Below are 20,299 nucleotides of genomic sequence, written 5' to 3' on the forward strand. Positions count from 1 at the left end.
CCGAATTCTGTACCTGCATACAACAATCCTGCACGTTTATGATCTGCACGCATCGCTCTTGTGAAATGCATTTTGTTGATGCCATTGGTAATGAGCTTCCATGTTTTACCGTAGTCTTCTGTTTTGTAGATGTACGGCGTGTAATCATCCAGCTTGTAACGTGTGCCTACAAAATACGCAGCGCCTTTTTTAAACGGATCAACATCTACACAATTCCACATCATAAATTTGGGCGCATCTTTCGGAGTAACGTTCTCCCAATTCTTGCCACCGTCTCTACTTACATTGATCAAGCCATCATCACTGCCTGTCCACAACAGATCTTTCTCTACAAAACTTTCTGTACCGGTGAAAATGGTACAGTAATATTCAACACTGGTATTATCCTGTGTAATTGGTCCGCCACTTGATTTTTGTTTGCTTTTATCATTTGTTGTTAAGTCTGGCGAAAGTGCGGTCCATGTTTGTCCTTCATCTTCTGTTGCAAACAATACATTACCTGCCGTGTATAATTTCTTTGGATTATGTGGCGAGAAGAAGATCGGGAAGTTCCATTGAAAACGATACTTCAATACATCAGCACCGGCACCCATTGGATTATCGGGCCATACACTGATGGCTCTGTTCTCACCTGTCTTATGATCAAGACGTGAAAGATAACCACCATAGTTACCACCATACACAATATCCGGATTAGTTGGATCGGCCACTACATATCCACTTTCGCTACCTGCTGTTTCCTGCCAATCCTGTTCAGTTATACCTGCGCCACTTGTTCTGCTTTTGATACGAACAGTTGAATTATCCTGTTGTGCACCCAATATGCGATAAGGAAAACTATTATCGGTTGATACACGGTAGAATTGTCCGGTAGGCTGATTCATATAAGTACTCCAGTTATTGCCACCATCGAAACTCACCTGACCGCCACCATCATCTGCCACGATCATACGTTTACCATCGTTTGGATCGATCCACAGATCATGATGATCGCCATGCGGTGTGCGGAGCGATTGAAAAGTTCTTCCTCCATCACGGCTGTACATGAAATTTACATTGGGGCAATAAACAAGATCAGGATTTTTTGGATCAACAAATACTTTGCTGTAATACCATGCACGCTGACGGATATTATTATCGCCACTCATCAGTTGCCATGTTTCTCCTGCATCATCACTGCGAAACAATCCACCGTTTGCATTTTCAAGAATGGTATAAATGCGTTCAGGATTTGATGGTGCGAATGCCACACCAACAATTCCCCAAGTTCCTTTCGGTAATCCTTTTTTCGTTGAAACATTTGTCCATGTTTCACCACCATCCGTTGATTTATACAAGCCACTTCCTTCGCCACCACTTTCCAAACTGTGCGGTGTGCGAATTACACGCCACATGCCAGCGTACAGCACCAATGGATTTTCAGGTTCCATCACTAAATCGGAAGCACCTGTTTGATTGTTCACAAACAATGTGCGTTTCCATGTTTTACCACCATCCGTTGTTTTGTACACACCACGTTCTTCATTTGGGCCAAACAAATGACCAACTACTGCAGCCCAAACAACATCCGGATTTTTTGGATGAATTAAAATGCGGATGATATGACGTCCATCTTTCAAACCAATATTTCTCCAACTGCGTCCACCATCATCACTACGCCACATGCCACCCAAACCTTCACTCACATTACCACGCATGGTGTTTTCACCTTCACCTACATACAAAATACTTTCATCACTCGGTGCCACAGCAACAGCACCAATTGATGATCCAAAATACTTATCGCTGATGTTTTTCCAGTTGTTACCACCATCGGTTGTTTTCCAAACACCACCTCCGGTAGCACCCATGTAAAAAGTTGTTTTGTTGGTATAACTACCAGCTACAGCGGCGCTTCGTCCGCCACGGTAAGGCCCGATGGAACGATACTTTAGTGAGCTGTAAACAGCTTCTTCATTTGAGGGAGCCGGGGTTGATGTTTGCTTCTTTTGCGCAAGCAAAAACAGTACGCTGAAAAGCGTACCTGCAAGCAAGATTGATTTTCTCATGTTCAATACAATTAGTTGAATGGGGAAATTACAAATGTTTTTGGTGCAAAGCTGAAACTGTTGCTTTCATGTGATGAGCGGCCGTTCATCTATTTTATAAAAGAATTATCTGAGCCCATAAAAGCACGGCATGCGAATTGTACCTGTTGTTTTTCCATTCCTCCAATTACCGTCCTTGATTTTTTCCGTTCATCAGTCATATTTTCTATTTTGAAATCTGCAACCGAAAATCGTTGTCAGAATTCTACCGTTCGTCTAATTTTTTCACTTCAGCATTGTAACGTATCTATCTTTCGGGTCGTATTACATTCAAACCTTGTCATCATGCTGAGATCAATCCTTATTGCTTTTGCAATAATCCTATGCACGTTCGTGCATGCGCAAACGTCAAAACCAACCACACCAAAGTTTACGGAAAAAACTCCCCCAAGGTTATTACCTGCAAAGCGTACAACGGAAATCATCAAGATCGATGGAGTGCTTGATGACGCTGCATGGAAAGACGCACCACTGGCAACTGACTATATTGAATTCAGACCGGCAGTTGGCGTAAAAGAAGCTGACGAAACAAAAACAATTTCTTATCTCCTTTATTCTGATGAAGGGATTTACTTTGCCGGCTTTTGTTACGAACGCAGCCGTGACAGTATTGCCAGAGAATTAAAAGGTCGTGATGGATTTGGTATGAACGATTATGTCGGAATCATCTTCGACACATATAAAGACAACCTTAATGGTTTTGAATATTTTGTTACCCCATTGAATGAACAGTGGGATGCAAAGATGGCGCCGAATGCAAATGGCAACAGCGAAGATTTCAGTTGGAATGCAGTTTGGAAAAGCGGCGTGGTGATACATGATAATGGCTGGAGTTTTGAAATGTTTATACCTTATGGTGCTATACGCTTTGCAAAAAAAGATATGCAGGAATGGGGCGTTAACATGACACGTCGCCGTCAAAAAACAGGGCAACAGTTTACCTGGAATCCCATTGACCCGAATGTCAATGGTTTCTTAACACAGGAAGGTTACTGGACAGGAATTACAAATATTAAACCACCGGTTCGCTTGCAATTTTCTCCCTACTTTTCTGTTTATGCAAATCATTACCCTGTAAATAAACAAGGCACAAAGAATTTTACGAACCAGGTGAATGGCGGATTAGATGTGAAGTATGGATTAAACCAGGCATTTACATTAGATGCAACTTTGATCCCTGATTTTGGACAGGTGCAAAGTGATAACCAGGTATTAAATCTTTCCCCGTTTGAAGTACGCTTTAACGAGAACAGGAATTTCTTTACTGAAGGAACAGAACTCTTCAGTAAAGGCGGATTATTTTACTCACGACGGATAGGCGGCACACCTTTACATTATTATGATGTGCAAGACCCATCAAGATTAAATACAAATGATACAATCTTAAAAAATCCCGGTGAATCAAAGCTTATTAATGCTTCAAAAATATCCGGTCGCACACAAAGCGGCCTTGGCATCGGTATACTTAATGCAGTTACAAGAACACAATATGCCACAATTGAAAATATAAACACAAAAGAACAGCGTAAAATTGTAACGAACCCTCTCACCAATTATAATGTTATTGTACTAAACCAATCGATGAAGAACAACAGCAGCGTTTCATTGATCAATACAAATGTTACACGAAGTGGGGCAGACTATGACGCAAACGTTACTGCTGCTTTAGTTGATCTGAATGATAAAAAGAATACCTGGAATATTGGTGGCAAATTTGCTGTGAGCCAATTGCTGAGCTATGGTAAAAATGGCGAGAATGTAAATGGATACAATCATAATATCTATTTCGGTAAAACAAGTGGCCGTTTCAATTTCAATGTTTGGCAGGAATTGACTGATACAAAATATTCACATGCCGATCTTGGTTTTTTCACCAACAACAATTTTTTTGATCATGGTGCGTGGGTTGGTTATAAATGGATAGAGCCAAAAAACTGGTACAACCGCATTTTCTTAAACTTGAACGGAAGGGTTAGTAAACTGTTTACCCCTTTTGCAGGAATAAAGGAAACATATCAAACAGGTAACGTCAATTTTAACGCAGAACTTCAAACCAAAAAATTATGGTGGGTAGGAACATTCCTGGGTTACACTTCAAAGCAAAATGATTTTTATGAACCCCGTAAAACAGGTTTTTTCTTTACACGAAACCAAAGCTTTGCCTTGGGTGGCTGGGTAAACAGTAACCAGGCAAAAAAATATTCGTTCTCGTCTGAAATATTTGCACGTCGCCATATCAATTTTTATAATCAGTTTGGTGTGGACGCAAGCGTTAACCAAACATTTCGATTCAATAGTAAGTTCTCCATTTCACATAACATAGGCTATCTCCCAAGATTTAATAACATGGGGTATGCAGCCAAACCAGATAACGGCGATTTGATTTTTGCACGCCGCAAAGTCAATACCATTGAAAACATTGTGAACCTTAAGTATAGTTTTACAAATATGATGTGGATCACCTACCGTATGCGCCATTATGTAAGTACAGTTGACAATAAGGAGTATTTTACTTTACAGCATAACGGGAAACTATTACCTAACAGCACATTTGCCGGTAATGCAAATCAAAACCTGAACCTCTTTAATATTGATATGGTATACACCTGGCAGTTTGCGCCCGGCAGCTTTTTAAATGTTGTATGGAAGAATTATATTCAGCATTTCAACCGCACTGTTGAGGCGGACTATGTGAAAAATTTTACAAATACGCTTGATGCGGATGCAAACAATAATCTTTCGCTAAAAGTAATTTACTTCCTCGACTATCTTGATATGAAGAAGTGGGGAAAGAAGAAATAAAAAAGAATGTCCAGCCTCGGCGGGACATTCTTTTTTATAACAGATTAAGTGCAATCAATTATTTACACTCTTCTTTACCTTCGGTTTTTTCAACAATTCTTTTGCGATGGCCTGCATGGCTTTTTGTTCAAACTGTTTATTCAGTTGTTCATACTGCTGTTCGGCTTTACTCATTTCTGTTTTCAAAAAAGCAACACGTTGCACCTGCAGGTTGCTCGGTCTTGCTTCCTGTGTTACAACAGCCGCATACACTTCGGTCAGGTCGGTACGTAATCGTTTAAAATCAACAGTACCTTTTGATACAGGTGGCACCAATGTAAGCCGTAGTGATTCTAATTTGTTATAATAATCTTCAAGCAACAGTTTTGTTTTCTTATCGAGTGTAGAATCAACATGCTTTTTGAGTACTTCCTGCTTTGCAAGAATACTGTCAACTAATTTCGTCAGTTGCTCATGCATACCAAACAATTCCATTCCTGTTTTATATTGCAGTTGACGATCTTCTAACGTAAAATTTGGGTTCTTATCATCATGTACCAATGTAATTGTATGATTATATTCTTTGCCATTCAATTTCATTTTAATGGTATAATCACCGGGTAATACCTGCGGCGCAATGAAGCTCCCAATCTCACGTTGGTTGCCACCTTTTGCGGTTTTAGGAGGAAGCATACGTTGTGCCCACATCACTTTGTTATAACCTTTGCGATTACTCGGACTCAGTTTCTGCACAAGCTTACCCTCCTTATCATATACTTCCAGTTGAATATTATTAGCCCGGTCTTTCAGGTAATATTGAATGGGAGGAATAACAGTTCCTATTCCTCCGTTCCAATCGCCTGCAGCATTCTCAAACTGTCCGCCATATTTTCCCATAGTGAGTGTGATGGGTTTAGTATTGAGCATCACCACATCATTTGCAGCAACATCAGCAGTAATAGTACGCATGGGTGTTATGTCTTCTACGATAATGATACCACGGCCATGCGTTGCCAATACCAGGTCGTTTGTTTGTTCCTGAATTTTTATATCACGCACCAACGCATACCAGGGAATATTATTCTTCATCCTGAACCATTCATTACCACCATCCACACTTGCAAACAATCCCATTTCTGTACCGGCAAATAATAAATTTTTGTTCACGATATCTTCTTTGATCTTGTGTGCAAAGCCCGTGAACTCTTTGCTTTCAAACTTCTTCCATGTTTTACCCATATCATTACTTATAGCAATATAAGTCTGGTGATCGCCATACGCATGGTTATCAAACGTAGCATATACTTTGTTCTTATCATATTGCGATGGTTCAATACTGCTCACCCATGTTTGTTTTGGAATACCGGCTGCGGCATAATTAGCAGCAACATTCGTCCATGTTTTACCTGCATCCGTTGTGTATTGCAGATTACCATCGTCTGTTCCCACCCAAATAATATTTTCATCAAGCGGTGATTCTGATATGGTAAAAATGGTACAATGATTTTCAGCGCTTGTTACATCCATTGTAACACCACCGCTTTTTTCCTGTTCCTGTTTTCGCTTGTCGTTTGTTGTGAGGTCGGGTGAAATACGTGTCCAGTTACTTCCACGATCTGTACTCTTGTATAGGTACTGTGCACCAACGTACAAATTCTTTTTGTTATGCGAACCTGTTACAATAGGTGTATTCCAGTTGTAACGCAGTTTTTCTTCGCCTGCTACTGCTTGTGGTTGAATTGTTACAGATGCATTTGTTTTCATGTTGATCCTTGCCATGTTGCCGCCCTGCGCTTCGGCATATGCAATATTTGGATCAACCGGATCGGGTTGTGTCCAGAAACCATCACCACCATACACCGATTTCCAATCGCCGTTTACAACACCACCGGGTGCTTTGCTCGGCGCATACCAGCTACCGTTATCCTGCAAACCGCCATATATACGATAAGGTTCCTGCTGATCAACACTTACATGATAAAACTGACCAACCGGTAAGTTGTTGCAGAACTTCCAGGTAACACCACGATCTAAACTGAAATACACGCCACCATCGGTACCAACATACATGATGTTTGTATTATTGGGATTGATCCATAATGCATGATGATCGCTGTGCACCCAACCACCTTCATTACTTGCATCAGCAAAGGAAAAACCTCCATCGTTTGAATACGAAAATGAAAAGGCAGGACGATACACACGTTTCGGATCTTTTGGATCTATCTCAAGCGTAGAAAAATAAAAAGGTCGTGATGTGATATTACTTGTTGCACTTTGTTGCTTCCATGTTTCACCGGCATCAGCTGAAATGTATAAACCTGTGTTCTCACTTTCAACAATCGCCCAAAGGTTTTGTGGTGATGATGGCGCAAGAGCCAATGCTACACGACCAAATGGTTTCTTTGGTAACCCATTGCTTAACTCTTTCCATGTTTTACCTGCATCAGTTGATTTATAAATACCGCTACCCTTTCCTCCACTGTTGAATGCATAAGGCAAACGGCGAAACTCCCATGATGTTGCATACAACACATTGGGATTCGATGGATCAATTTCAACATCAGCCACACCGGTATTTTCATTGATGTATAAAATGGTTTCCCAAGTTTTACCTGCATCAATTGATTTGTATAACCCACGATGTTTACTGCTGCTCCATAAAGGGCCTGGTGCAGCCACATAAACAATAGATGAGTTAACAGGATCAACAACAACTTTTGAAATATGCTCCGTGCTATCGAGACCTATCTTCACCCAATTATCGCCGCCATCGGTTGATTTATACATACCATCACCAATGGAAACCGAGTTCCGCATATTACTTTCACCAGTTCCTGCATAAATCACTTTCGGATTTTTTTGATCGATGGCCAATGCGCCTATGCTTTGTGTGTATTTATCAAACACAGGTTTGAATGATGCTCCTGCATTGGTACTTTTCCAAATGCCGCCACCTGCTGTGCCGATATAAAGCGTTTTGCCATCGCTGTTAACACCAACAATATCGGTGATGCGGCCACTCATAGTACCGGGACCAAGATGCCGTGCTTCCATCATACCGAACGTGGAAGAATTTATTTGTGCCTGCGCACAAAACGTGTATACTGCCAATGAGCAGACTGCTACAATTTTTTTCATACTGATAAGTTATAAAAAAACCCGACTCGTTGGGGTCGGGTTCCAGGTTATGTGTTCATATTATTTTGAAGGCTTGAATATCGCTTCATCAACAGGCTTGTTGATTTCAACTTTTGCAATACTAAAGTCAAGATTCATTCCCGGAGCAAAAGGGATAGCCATGCTCATTGGAACTAAAACGCCTTCAGGTAATTTTTGATAATTACTGTAGGTAGTAGAAAGTTCTGCTTCCTGTCCGTTTGCTTTTACAACGGTGGTAGATTTTATTAAGAGATAAGTTTTCGCATCTAAAAAATAAGTAGTTGCCTTTCCACCTTTTGTAGTGAGCTTCAATTTGAAACACTCTGTACCATCAACATCTTCTTTACCTAACCCTTCAACAGTATGACCTTTTGTTTTATAGTCAATAAAGTTGCCCTGCAGATCAAGACTTTCCTGACCTTCTTTTACTTCCTCTTCTGTAATTGGTTCCGGTGATTGCTGGCCCTGAACCGGGAAGAATTTCCAACCTGCAGTTGGTGTCATGATCTGGTAGTTTGTCATTCCCATAGCAACAATATCCTGGCGTGAACCTTTCATATGCAAGGTGGTGTTCACCACATCAAGATTAGCTCCCTGAACGGTCATTGTTCCTGTTTGCACCATACTGGTAACTTTTTTCCAGTTGTCGGCACCACCAATGGCATCAATATGTTTGCCAATGATCTCATCGGCTGTTTGAGCTTTTACTGTAGCCGCACTTAAGGCACCTGCCACAAACAGACTGAATAATTTAAACGCTTTCATTTTTTGTGTTTTTATATTGGTTGTAAAGAAACGTATTTTGTTACAGTTGCATACCAAAAAAAGTGGATGTGACCCAAAATTAAAACAGCATCGCTCCGCCTTTCTGCCGTTCATCCAGTAACTTGGGCCCGATTTCAAACCACCACCATCCATGGCTTTACTCACTATTACAGGTAATATCGTTGATTTGTTTTCAGAAACTGTTTTTTATGGCTCCTTAACGGCTGAAAATGGCATGATCGTTTCCATCAACCAGCTTTCTACCGAAACAAAAGAAGCTGAATCATTTATCCTGCCAGGTTTTATTGACAGTCATGTTCATATTGAAAGCTCTATGCTGGTGCCCTCAGAGTTTGCTAAACTGGCGGTGGTGCATGGTACCGTTGCCACGGTAAGCGATCCCCACGAAATTGCCAATGTGTGTGGTATGGCCGGTGTTGAATTTATGATCGAAAACGGCAAAACAGTTCCATTCAAATTCAACTTCGGTTCTCCCAGTTGTGTTCCTGCAACAAACTTTGAAACAGCAGGTGCGGTGTTGAATGCTGCTGATGTAAAAGCCTTGTTGCAAAAAGACGAGATCAAATACCTGAGTGAGATGATGAATTTCCCCGGAGTGTTGCATGCCGATGAAGAAGTGATGAAAAAAATAAATGCTGCTAAAGAACTCGGCAAACCGGTTGATGGACATGCGCCTGCGTTGAGAGGTGAAGATGCAAAAAACTACATTGAGGCAGGCATCAGTACCGATCATGAATGTTTTACCAAAGAAGAAGCACTTGATAAGTTAAAATATGGGATGAGAATCATCATCCGGGAAGGAAGTGCGGCGAAAAATTTTGAAGCATTGTATTCATTGATCGATGAATACCCTGACATGATCATGCTGTGCAGCGATGATAAACATCCCGATAGTTTAGTGGAAGGACATATCAACCAGCTTTGTGCAAGAGCTGTTGCAAAAGGCATGAATGTGTTCAATGTATTAAAAGCTGCTTGTGTAACGCCTGTATTTCATTATAAGCTTGATGTGGGTTTACTTCGGACCGGTGATGCAGCCGATTTTGTTGTTGTAAATGATCTGAAAGAATTTAAAGCAGAGAAAACATTTATCAACGGTGAACTGGTTGCAGAAAATGGCAAGTCGTTCATTGAAAGTAAGCAATCGTCTGTCATCAATAATTTTAACTGCGATGCAAAACCTGTTGCTGAATTTGAATTTCATCTCAACCGCTTTGGCATGGCCGATGAAGAAAATATTGAACAGGTGTATGTAGTGGAAGCAATGGATGACCAACTCATCACCAATAAACTAATTGAGCCGATAACCTCTTTCAGTGTTGAACATGATATCATCAAAGCCAATACGGAAAAAGATCTGTTGCACATGATTGTTGTGAATCGTTACAGTAATGCACCGGTTGCTAAATCATTCGTCAAAAATTTTGGTTTGAAGAAAGGTGCTATAGCCTCATCGGTTGCGCACGATAGTCATAACATTATTGCGGTAGGTGTTGATGCAGATAGTTTATGTAGTGCAGTAAATCTTATTATTTCAGCAAAAGGCGGTGTAAGTGTGGTGAATGAAAAAGAAGAACAGGTATTGCCACTCCCTGTTGCAGGTTTAATGAGTGCTGATGATGGTTATAAAGTTGCGGAAGCTTACAGCAGTATTGATGCAGCTGCAAAAGCATTGGGTTCAACATTGGCTGCTCCGTTTATGACACTTTCATTTATGGGGTTGCTGGTGATACCTCATTTGAAGTTGAGCGATATGGGGCTGTTTGATGGTGACAGTTTTAGTTTGGTTTAAGGAAACTACTTAGAAGCAACTGATAGTTGTCTTCAATTCTGCTTATTAGATGAGCCGAATCTTCTTTTGCCGGAATTAATTTTTCATATTGTAGTACCCTTCATCCTCTAAAAAAACCAATATGCAAACATTACTTCACGACATTGAACAAGTAGTTGATCTTTCCCCTTCAGAAACAAAAGATCTTATTCAGGCTTTTAAGCTTTTTACGGACAGGCACTTTGATATTGATCCTGTTGTGCTACAGCAAACATTTTCTTTTTCTTCCAGTCGTATGCTCAATCAGCAGGAAGATGAGGATAATACCCACTCGCAACTTGAAGAGTTACTGTATTATTAATTTGACTTAACTGCTTTCAGTTTGAAAAAAACCAGTAATAACTGTTATTTTAGCTGAAACAACCTGTATGCGTAAGTTCCTCGGTATTTTTTCCATTGTGCTTGTATTGGTGCTTGTGATTTTTATTTACTGGCGTTTTTATTATGTTTTTGGCGAAGGCGTAAAAGCAGGCGAATTGAATTACATGGTGAAGAAAGGATACGTGTTCAAAACCTATGAGGGCAAACTCATTCAATCAGGACTTCGTTCAAAAACTCCCGGCACTGTGGCAAGCTATGAATTTGAATTTAGTGTGGAGGATGATAGTGTTGCCAATGTACTTATGCTTAACAGCGGAAAAGTATTTGAACTGCATTATAAAGAATACCTCGGCACCATTCCGTGGCGTGGTCATTCAAAGTATGTCGTGGATAAGATCATTAATATGAAAGAAGAATAAAGAAAGCCCCGTTCCGGGGCTTTCTTATTTTCACTACTTCGATTTATCGTAAGCATGTTTATATCCCGGGCGGGATAACATATGCAACAGATCTTTTTCTAAACTTTCAACCGGGTATTCAACAAAACGATTGATCTCATTTCCATTCTCTAATACCAGCAATGTGGGTACCCGCAGGATATTTTTTCCCTGCTCTTCGTGGGTCGGACTTTTTTTGTAAGCAGTATCATGGTTACTTACCATCACCAGTTTTACCTGTTCAGGTTGTATACCACAATAATCAAAAATTTTATACAGACGTGGTACTTCACGCTTACTATCACCACACCATGTGCCAAGGAACAAGACAAAGGTTTTATTTCCTATAAATGGCTTAAGTTGAACTGCTGTTGCACTATCAACCTTATAACCATTATAGCCGGGGATAAACCACGATGCAAATGGTTCCTGTAACAACGCTTCACGTGTGCAACAACCTTCAAGCATTGGATTCCCGTTACGGTCTTTACTGATCTTATTCAATGGTTGTGCTGATGCATTGACAAATACGAATGCGAGTATGATGAAAAACAATGATCGTTTCATGATAAAAATTTTGAAATAATAAATGGCTGCACAGAAAAACCAGGTGTATTGCAATACAGCAATCACCATACTCCGTGCAGGAATAGTTAGAAAAAAAATATTCAGGAGAAAACGATCAGCAGCGGGGAGGTTGCAATAATTCGTGGAGGTAACCGCTTAGTTGTTGAGGCGCAGTTATACTGTTGTATGTTGTGTTGGAAGAAACGGTAACGGCTTCCTCATCCTTTACAGTATGATTAAAAAACTCTTCTGTATAGTTTTTCAGGTGATGTTGATGATAGGGAGTTGAAGGCTCATTGTCACTTGCTGTCGATTGCAGCTTTGCATCGCAACCGCAATCTTTGGTTGATTCAATAGCTGCTGTAATACGACATTCCATATAATCGATCATCTTACCGTATTGAAACAGGAAAAAAATGCTGAGAAAAAATATGGAGAGCAGTTGCTTCATTCGCTTATGAAAATACAACAGGCAACTGAAAGATGCAAGTTGTTAATACAAGTTGCTCTTCATCAAACCCCATTTGCATAAGCGGTACACCAGCGATGTTTTCAAACATCCTAGTCCGTATTTCATACTACGACTGAAGTTGATACTACTGGCTTCTTCAAAATATTTGGTAGGACAGGTTACTTCGCCGATCTGGTAGCCTTTGTAAAAGATCTGTGCGGCCATTTCATTATCAAACACAAAATCATCGTTACACTCCTGGTATTTAATGTTTTGTAACACTTCTCTGCTGAAAGCTCGATAGCCGGTATGATATTCAGATAATTTCTGACCCAGTAATATGTTTTGTGTGAATGTTAAAAACCGATTGGCAATGTATTTATACATCGGCATGCCGCCTTTCAACGCACCGTTACCCAAAATGCGGCTGCCAAATACAACCGGGTAAACATTGTTCCCAATGATACTGATCATGGCATGCAACAACATTGGGGTGTACTGATAATCGGGGTGCAACATCACCACAATATCGCCACCAAGCTCCAGCGCCTTGTTGTAACAACTTTTCTGGTTACCGCCGTAACCTTTGTTCTTTTCGTGGCTCACAATATGTTTAATGCCCAGCTCTTTTGCCTTGGCAACTGTTTCATCTTTACTGGCATCATCCACCAGCACCACTTCGTCCACAATTTCGAAGGGGATCTCGCTGTAAGTGATCTCTAATGTTTTAGCCGCATTATACGCCGGCAATACCACGATGACTTTCTTGTTATTGAACATGGCGGCAAAGATAATGTCTGAACCATGATTTATCTGATTTTTAGGATTCAGAGGATTGTGCGGCAATTAGTACACTTATCACTTCAATCGTTTAAATCCACCCAAATCATGGTTCAGACAATTTTCCCCTTTAAGGGATAGGGTGTACATTTGCAGCCCTTAATTAAGCGAATTATGTTTCAGAATTTAAGTGAACGTTTAGAGAGTGCGTTTAAGAATATAAAAGGTGAAGGCCGCATTACCGAGCTCAACATTGCCGCTACGGTGAAAGATATCCGTCGTGCCCTTGTGGATGCCGACGTAAATTATAAAATTGCCAAAGACTTTACTGATACGGTAAAGGACAAGGCGCAAGGTGCAAAGGTGTTGCTGGCAGTTAACCCCGGTCAGCAAATGGTGAAAATTGTGCAAGACGAGCTGACGGAACTTATGGGCGGCACCGAAAGCGAACTTGAACTGAAAGGTGCTCCTGCGGTTATACTCATTGCCGGTTTACAGGGTAGCGGTAAAACCACTTTCAGCGGAAAATTGGCGAACTACCTCAAAACACAGAAAGGAAAATCGCCTTTGTTGGTGGCTGCAGATATTTATCGTCCGGCGGCGATCGATCAATTAACAGTATTGGCTGGCCAGATTGGAGTGGATATTTACAGCGAACGGGAGAACAAAGATGCAGTTGCCATTGTGCAGAATGCCATTAAAGAAGCTAAGTCGAAAAACAAGAACGTCGTTATTATCGATACGGCCGGTCGTTTGGCAATTGATGAAATATTGATGAAGGAAGTGGCTGATATTAAAGCTGCGGTAAACCCGAACGAGATCCTTTTTGTGGTGGATAGTATGACGGGGCAAGATGCGGTTAACACGGCCAAAGCTTTCAACGACCGACTGAACTTCACCGGTGTGGTGCTGACCAAACTCGATGGCGATACAAGAGGTGGTGCGGCGCTCTCCATCAAATACACGGTGAACAAACCCATCAAGTTTGTGAGCAGTGGCGAAAAGATGGATACGCTTGATGTGTTTTACCCCGATCGTATGGCGCAGCGTATCCTCGGCATGGGTGATATTACTTCACTCGTGGAAAAGGCGCAAGCCCAGTTCGATGAGGAACAGGCCAAGAAACTTGAGAAGAAGATCCGCAAGAACCAGTTTGACTTTGAAGATTTCAAGCAGCAGCTGGAGCAGATCAAGAAAATGGGTAACCTGAAAGACCTGATGGGCATGATTCCCGGAATGGGCAAGGCCATGAAGGATATTGAAATAAGTGATGATTCGTTTAAAGGCGTTGAAGCCATCATCAATTCCATGACCCCTCAGGAAAGATCAAACCCTGACCTCATCAGCCAGAGCCGCCGTTTGCGGATTGCCAAGGGCAGCGGAAAAGATATTGCCGAGGTGAACGCTTTCATGAAACAGTTTGAGCAAATGAAGCAAATGATGAGCATGATGAACAAAATGCCCATGGGCAAAATGATGCCAGGAATGGGCCGCCGGTAAAATTTAATATTTTCGGGGTTGGATATATGAGCATCACCGCTTATTTTTGCTTTCTTAGTTAACCTTTATTTATTCACGCATTTAAATTTTAATTTACGATGCCAGTTAAAATCCGTCTGCAAAGACACGGGTCAAAAAAGAGACCCTTCTATTTCATCGTAGTGGCCGACGCAAGAGCCCCAAGAGATGGAAAATTCATTCAGAAAATCGGTACTTACAACCCTGTAACAGAGCCTGCTGTGATCCAGATCGATCGTCAGAAAGCTTTGGAGTGGTTACACAAAGGAGCTCAGCCTACTGACACAGTACGCAAGATCCTTTCTACAAAAGGTGTATTGTACCTGAAACATCTCTTACGTGGTGTTGGTCTTGGTCTTTTCGATCAGGCAGCTGCAATGGAAAAATTCCAATCTTGGCACAGCGAGCACGAAGCTACTGAAGCGAAGAAAAGAGAAGAAGCCCGTAAGGCAAGATTCAAACAGCGCAGTGGTGGTAACTATCAACGCCGTCCTATGGCTCCAAGACGCCAGGAAGGTGGAGAAGCACCAGCAGCTGAGTAATCCCATTACTTACATTTGTCTTCATAAAAGTCCCTTGCAATTTTTTGCGAGGGATTTTTTTTGTCATGTTTTGCCGGGAAGGAAGATGGGAAGAAGAAAAACAGACTGTACTTATCTGCATAATTACTATTAAACTTTTGTTGCGTCGCACACTTGTACGTTCTGTTTTTTATTCAGCATTTTCTTACTTCGTACTTCTTACTTCTAACATCGTACTTAACAAATATCTTTGCCACATGGAATACTTCAGCATCGGACAAATACTCGGCACATTCGGATTAAACGGCGAAGTGGTACTGAAACATAATCTCGGTAAAAAAACTTCACTGAAAGGCTTAGAAGTATTGTTCATTGAAGAATCGAAAGATAAACTTCTTCCTTACTTCATTACAGGTACCAAAATTAAAAACGAAGAAGAAGTTTACATTGCAATTGATGGCATTACCACAAAAGAGCAGGCAAAGAAATTATCGCCAAAGAAAGTATGGCTGCGTGAAGAAGATTTTCATAAACAAGCCGGCAAGTCTGCTCCTATTTCGCTCATTGGCTATTTAATGATCGATGGAAAGAAAGAGTTAGGCAATGTGCTCGAAGTAATTGAACAACCATTGCAGATCTTATGCAGATTAGAAATTGAAGGCAAAGAAGTATTGATACCACTGCATGAAGAAACTATCCGCAGCATCAATCATAAAAAGAAACAGGTGCTGGTTGAATTGCCTGAAGGTTTGCTGGAAGTTTATTTAGGTTAATACATCTGTCATCCCGAGGAGCGAGGATCTGCCGAGCAACCTTACATTTGATACTGATCAATATAATCATCATTATGCTTTATCGCTCCTTCTCATTCATTACAGTTTTCATTTCATGCCTAACAACCACTGCTCAAACAAAAGAAGAGAAAATTTTTCCACTTGGCATTATCCGTCAACTGCATTCAGTTGAATTAAATGAAAACCGTACACTAAATATTTATTTGCCGGAAGGTTTTATTAAGGATTCAAGCTATCCTGTAATTTACTTACTCGATGGTTCGGCTGATGAAGATTTTATTCATGTTGCGGGGTTGGTTCAGTTCTATAATTTTCCATGGGTGAATGTGTTGCCCAAATCAATTGTGGTGGGTATTGCCAATGTTGATCGGCGCAGAGATTTTACTTTCCCGACAACAATCGAAAAGGATAAAAAAGATTTTCCTACAACCGGCGGTTCAGAAAAATTCATCCGTTTTATTGAAAAAGAACTGCAGCCCTACATCAATAACTCTTTTAAGGTAACAGGAAACAACATGATCGTTGGTCAATCGTTAGGTGGGTTACTTGCAACAGAAATATTATTCAAAAGACCGGAACTGTTTTCGCAGTATGTGATTGTAAGTCCCAGTTTGTGGTGGGATAATGAATCGCTGCTGAAGACAAAGGTTGAATCATTAAACAAGAAGATTTCCATTTACATCGCAGTTGGCAAAGAGGGAAAGATCATGGAAGACGATGCAAAAGCATTAAGCGATCTTCTTAAAACAAAACTGACAAACGGAATAATTCAATTTGAATACATCAGCAATAAGCAACACGGAAATATTTTTCACCAAGCGGTTGCAAATGCGTTTGAATTCTTTGGAGATATGAAACAATAAACTGACTTGCTTAAAACATTTGAATAACAAAACAGGCCGCTGTAAAGCGGCCTGTTTCTGTTTTATTACTTAATTAGGGCAATAATACTCCATCGATCACATGGATAACGCCATTGGTTGTAACAATATTTGTCTTAATGATATTATGCGCATCCATTCCGTTGCCTTCTCCTAAAATTTTAGCACCACTGTTTAAAGTTATTTTTGTGTCACCTCCGGCAAACATGGTTACTGTCATGTTATTCGTGAGGTCAGATGAAAATACACGGCCCGGTACAACATGATAAGCAAGGATGGGTGTTAAATCTTCCGGATCAGCGTTTGTAATGTCTGCAATACTGTTAAAGCCTGCATCAATAAATGCCTGGTTAACCGGAGCAAATACAGTAAGCGGACCATCACCACTTAATAAAGCTGCTACATTGGTAGTTCCCTGGCTTGCTCTTAATACAGCAGCTACCAGGAAAGTAAATTCAGGATCAGAAGCTATTGCAGTGGTTACTATGTTTCCTACCGGCGGCATCAATACATTGTCGATTACATGTATTACGCCATTTGCAGCTTTCACATCAGCAACAATTACCGGCGATCCATTAATAAATACGCCATTGTTGTTTGATGTAACAAATGCATCAGCACCATTTAATGTTTCAACTGCTGCATTAGGACCAGCGGGAACCTGTGCTGCCAAAACTTTAGCACCAAGTACATGATACAATAATATCGGTGTTAATACTTCCTTTGGTGCTTTTACTACATCCTGAATAGTTTTGAAACCAGCAGCTCTGAATGCATCATCGGTTGGTGCAAACAACGTGTAGTTTGAGCTGAGCGTTGATAACGTACTTGTTAAACCGGTACGTGCCAGTGCAACTGCGAGGTAAGTGAACTTAACTTGTCTTCCTGCAGAAGCCCTGCTTGAAACAGTTGATCCTGTTCCGCCCTTAACTGTAAAACTTGTGTTTGGGTTTTGAATGATGGAAGCAATCGATTCGTTCTCGAATTTGTTAACGTCGGCAATAACATCGTTTTGCTTTTGGCATCCTGTGACAATGATGAGGCATACAGACAATAGTATACCCCATGAAAAAAATCCTTTTTTCATACGTGTTTTGATTTAATTTAAAAATGATGAATAATTGGTTTTTCCGGGGATATTACTGAAGGTTGCTATATGCGGGTGTTGAGTGGAAAAATAACAGCGAACAAATAAAATGGTTCAAAGAAGGTTAAATCAAATTGATTTTTTCAATAAAAAACTCCGTTCATTTCGCTTTGCTGTTGTTTTGTTTAGCTTTTAAATGAAGTATCAATCTGATTATATAAACAATACTTATAAGCAACCCCAGAAACCCACCGAGATAACTGAAGTTGTGGATGGAACCGACAACTATAAAAGCGGATTTGTCTGATAGATCTTCAGGCAGCCACCAATCAACGCCGGCATTTGCTAAATAAAACTTTCCGTTAAAAAAACCTGTAACCCCTGCAACACTTGCAGTAATTAAGATAAGCCTTATCGCTTTTTTGAGAGTTGCGATCATTGTTTTATGACCAGGAATAAATAATGCCGGCAAGCCAAGTGAAATTCCAATAAAAAGGCCTGTCCACCAGGTAGCAAGAAAACCAATAGCAGCAACTGTTTGCCTGTGACCACCAAACCATTCAGGTACAAACCCAAATTGTCTGTATTTAAATTTTGTAAAAATTCCGGCGAGATGGAGTAAGTAATTTGATCGTGGAGTATGCCATAGATTCCTGCAAGAATAATTGAAATAAAGATGAAGGAAGACAAGACGCCGAATTTTCTCAAAGTCTATTTTGGATATAAGATGCAGTAATTACAAGACTGCATAAATGATGTGGATTTTTTTAGTCGAAGTAAAAATACAGTAGACGTCATTGCGACTAAGGAGAAATCTCTACTTCCACAAGTTGTTCAATTTTTTCAGCATGATTAAGTTCTAGCATTATGAAATTTTAGAGATGCCTCCTGCGTCGGCATGACGGCAGTTTGAGTAAAATTGGCTTCCTCAGTTTTATTATTTCAACTTCTTCTTAATCGCCTTCGCATTCTTCCAATACCTGCTCCCCTCCTTCACCTTTTCTGCATATTGTTTTGCTTTGTCATTCTGCTGTAAGTGATATGCACTTAATGCAGCAAAGAAATTCGCATCTTCTGTATATACTGATGTGCCGTTGGCCAATGTTTCAAACAATGGCAATGCTTCATCATACTTTTCTGTTTTCAACAGACTAAGGCCGAGATAAAAATCAACCGTTGCATCAGCAGTAGTAGTTGTTCTTAGCTTAGCAAAAGCAGTCGCAGCTTCTGCATATTTTTTGTTGTTAAAGAGTTGCGCAGCTTTAGCTTTTTCATCTTCGGCACCACGTACGGTAGCTCCGGGCATGTCATCAAACGAATAATTATCAGGTGATGTGCCAGGCAAGGCAAATAACAAGATCAATACAATTGATGCTGCTGCGGCCAGCATGTACATCGTTCGTCTCATCGTAAACACTTTCGCTTTTCCTTTTTTGAAGTATTGATGTGTAAGCGGATCAAGTATTTTTTTTAGCTCTGGCAATGTTTGTTCGGCTTGCTGATGTTTACCCACTGTGCTGTTCAATAAACGATAGGCGTTCACCTGTTCCTGCAGTTGTTGGTTGCTGCGGAGTTCCTGTTCAAACCGTTGCTGTTCTTCAGCATTCAGTTCGCCGTTCAGGTATGCGTCAATATCAGAGTACGAGTAGGTCATGACATCAGTTCTTTAAATTGTGGTTTGTTACGTACCAGTTCTGCCAGTTCACCCATGCAGTTGCTTTTACGTTTACGGTAATAGGCATAGGTCATACCCAATTCTTCTGCAATTTCTTCCTGCGGTTTTTTCAACAGGCTTTTCAGGATCACTTCTTTGCAGTTGCCCATTTCATCCAACACCAGCATCACCAGTTTCTCTTTTTCTACCTGTGCTGTATGTTCGGCTGCACCTGCATTGGCATCGCCCGGTATATGAGTATATGCATCTTCTTCGCCATTTGTTACCACAGTAAGCGAAGTTTTTTTCGTTTTATTGATAAACTTCCGTTTGCAGAGCAAGAGTAAGAACGCTTCAAAAGGGCAGGTAAGCACAAACTTTTTATCATTGGCCAGTTTATAAATATCAATCAATGCTTCCTGGAAAACATCACCTGCATCATCTTCACTGCAACCACGTGAAAGCAGGTAAGCTTTCATATTCGGTGCAAAGCGTTGGTATATTTCGCTGATAAGTCGCTGGTCGTGGATTAGTAAAGCTTCGATATATTTTTGATCGACATGCAAGGGTGGCAGTTATTGATTGAACTTAAAAATAAGAAATATGCGGTTATCTGCATCTTTAATCCATCTGCCAACAAC

General features: G+C 40.6%; 18 protein-coding genes. 8 read left to right on the forward strand and 10 right to left on the reverse strand.

Annotation, left to right across the window (positions count from 1 at the left end):
* The coding region (locus VK159_RS17055; RefSeq protein WP_324231374.1) for a WD40/YVTN/BNR-like repeat-containing protein at positions 1-2,048 on the reverse strand (2,048 nt) is incomplete at its 3' end.
* 324 nt (positions 2,049-2,372) lie between these two features.
* Between VK159_RS17055 and VK159_RS17060 the strand changes: the two genes are divergently transcribed.
* Entirely contained in the window at positions 2,373-4,889 is a 2,517-nt protein-coding gene (locus VK159_RS17060; RefSeq protein ID WP_324231375.1) for a DUF5916 domain-containing protein, read from the forward strand.
* A 54-nt stretch (positions 4,890-4,943) separates the two neighbouring features.
* On the opposite strand, the gene VK159_RS17065 is transcribed toward VK159_RS17060, so the two are convergent.
* Positions 4,944-8,009 carry a VPS10 domain-containing protein gene (locus VK159_RS17065; RefSeq protein WP_324231376.1) on the reverse strand — a complete coding sequence of 1,022 codons (3,066 nt, stop codon included), beginning with the start codon at positions 8,007-8,009 and terminating at the stop codon, positions 4,944-4,946.
* A gap of 60 nt (positions 8,010-8,069) precedes the next feature.
* On the reverse strand, positions 8,070-8,795 hold the full coding sequence (locus VK159_RS17070) for a DUF4292 domain-containing protein (protein ID WP_324231377.1): 726 nt from the start codon (positions 8,793-8,795) through the stop codon (positions 8,070-8,072).
* Positions 8,796-8,946: 151 nt separating this feature from the next.
* Here VK159_RS17070 and ade point away from each other — a divergent pair, with 151 nt between their 5' ends.
* From ade to VK159_RS17085, 3 genes are all read left to right on the forward strand, one after another.
* Entirely contained in the window at positions 8,947-10,608 is a 1,662-nt protein-coding gene (gene ade / locus VK159_RS17075) for an adenine deaminase (RefSeq protein WP_324231378.1), read from the forward strand.
* Between the two features lie 121 nt (positions 10,609-10,729).
* On the forward strand, positions 10,730-10,948 hold the full coding sequence (locus VK159_RS17080; RefSeq protein ID WP_324231379.1) for a hypothetical protein: 219 nt from the start codon (positions 10,730-10,732) through the stop codon (positions 10,946-10,948).
* A 67-nt stretch (positions 10,949-11,015) separates the two neighbouring features.
* A complete protein-coding gene (locus VK159_RS17085) occupies positions 11,016-11,387 on the forward strand; it encodes a hypothetical protein (RefSeq protein ID WP_324231380.1) in 372 nt (123 codons plus the stop codon).
* Between the two features lie 33 nt (positions 11,388-11,420).
* Here VK159_RS17085 and VK159_RS17090 read toward each other — a convergent pair whose 3' ends face one another.
* From VK159_RS17090 to VK159_RS17100, 3 genes are all read right to left on the reverse strand, one after another.
* The gene (locus VK159_RS17090) at positions 11,421-11,972 is read right to left on the reverse strand and encodes a thioredoxin family protein (protein ID WP_324231381.1); all 552 of its coding nucleotides are present in this window, start codon (positions 11,970-11,972) and stop codon (positions 11,421-11,423) included.
* 115 nt (positions 11,973-12,087) lie between these two features.
* Complete coding sequence (locus VK159_RS17095) at positions 12,088-12,423, reverse strand: hypothetical protein (RefSeq protein WP_324231382.1); 336 nt, start codon at positions 12,421-12,423, stop codon at positions 12,088-12,090.
* A gap of 42 nt (positions 12,424-12,465) precedes the next feature.
* Positions 12,466-13,203, reverse strand: coding sequence for a glycosyltransferase family 2 protein (locus VK159_RS17100; protein WP_324231383.1), 738 nt, complete (start codon positions 13,201-13,203; stop codon positions 12,466-12,468).
* A gap of 174 nt (positions 13,204-13,377) precedes the next feature.
* Between VK159_RS17100 and ffh the strand changes: the two genes are divergently transcribed.
* The 4 genes from ffh to VK159_RS17120 all read left to right on the forward strand — a co-directional run bounded on the left by ffh (position 13,378) and on the right by VK159_RS17120 (position 16,899).
* Complete coding sequence (gene ffh, locus VK159_RS17105) at positions 13,378-14,703, forward strand: signal recognition particle protein (protein ID WP_324231384.1); 1,326 nt, start codon at positions 13,378-13,380, stop codon at positions 14,701-14,703.
* Positions 14,704-14,801: 98 nt separating this feature from the next.
* Entirely contained in the window at positions 14,802-15,263 is a 462-nt protein-coding gene (rpsP, locus tag VK159_RS23735) for a 30S ribosomal protein S16 (protein WP_324231385.1), read from the forward strand.
* Positions 15,264-15,499: 236 nt separating this feature from the next.
* Positions 15,500-16,015 carry a ribosome maturation factor RimM gene (rimM, locus tag VK159_RS17115; RefSeq protein WP_324231386.1) on the forward strand — a complete coding sequence of 172 codons (516 nt, stop codon included), beginning with the start codon at positions 15,500-15,502 and terminating at the stop codon, positions 16,013-16,015.
* Between the two features lie 74 nt (positions 16,016-16,089).
* Entirely contained in the window at positions 16,090-16,899 is an 810-nt protein-coding gene (locus VK159_RS17120) for an alpha/beta hydrolase (RefSeq protein ID WP_324231387.1), read from the forward strand.
* Between the two features lie 73 nt (positions 16,900-16,972).
* Here the strand turns inward: VK159_RS17120 and VK159_RS17125 are convergent, their stop codons facing one another.
* From VK159_RS17125 to VK159_RS17140, 4 genes are all read right to left on the reverse strand, one after another.
* Positions 16,973-18,004, reverse strand: a complete 1,032-nt coding sequence (locus VK159_RS17125; RefSeq protein ID WP_324231388.1) for a fasciclin domain-containing protein — start codon at positions 18,002-18,004, stop codon at positions 16,973-16,975.
* Positions 18,005-18,164: 160 nt separating this feature from the next.
* Positions 18,165-18,476: a hypothetical protein gene (locus VK159_RS17130; RefSeq protein WP_324231389.1), complete on the reverse strand. Its 312-nt coding sequence runs from the start codon at positions 18,474-18,476 to the stop codon at positions 18,165-18,167.
* 465 nt (positions 18,477-18,941) lie between these two features.
* Positions 18,942-19,658: a hypothetical protein gene (locus tag VK159_RS17135; RefSeq protein WP_324231390.1), complete on the reverse strand. Its 717-nt coding sequence runs from the start codon at positions 19,656-19,658 to the stop codon at positions 18,942-18,944.
* Positions 19,655-20,224, reverse strand: a complete 570-nt coding sequence (locus VK159_RS17140; protein WP_324231391.1) for a sigma-70 family RNA polymerase sigma factor — start codon at positions 20,222-20,224, stop codon at positions 19,655-19,657. The genes VK159_RS17135 and VK159_RS17140 overlap by 4 nt, the downstream gene beginning before the upstream one ends.
* Positions 20,225-20,299: the final 75 nt, after the last annotated feature.

The organism is Lacibacter sp., from assembly GCF_035299325.1.
In the GTDB taxonomy this organism is placed as follows: Bacteria; Bacteroidota; Bacteroidia; order Chitinophagales; family Chitinophagaceae; genus Lacibacter.